The organism is Gilvimarinus sp. 1_MG-2023 (assembly GCF_030548285.1).
The window spans coordinates 1-235 of sequence record NZ_JAUOSC010001738.1 but is presented as its reverse complement, the minus strand read 5'-3'; the positions used below and the strand labels follow the sequence as shown (position 1 = coordinate 235).

Genomic DNA, 235 nt, shown 5'->3' with positions numbered 1-235 from the left:
GCAATAACGTGTACCGTCATGACCGATGTAACAGCCATCAGAATCTATATAATCGTAATCCTCTGAATCGAAATCTCCGTCACCATCAGTATCCCAATCACTCGATGTGTTTGATGATGACGCAGAAGATGCTGAAGAAGAACCGCCAGTATCGCCGCCATCTCTAGAATTCTGACCGCCATCACCACCGTCATTACCGCCAGTGCTGGATGTTTGGCCCGAGCTAGATTCTGAT

1 protein-coding gene is annotated in these 235 nt (G+C 47.7%); it reads right to left on the bottom strand.

Annotation, left to right across the window (positions count from 1 at the left end; all coding sequences use genetic code 11):
• The coding region (locus tag Q4563_RS22685) for a hypothetical protein (protein ID WP_303606158.1) at nucleotides 1-235 on the bottom strand (235 nt) is incomplete at both ends.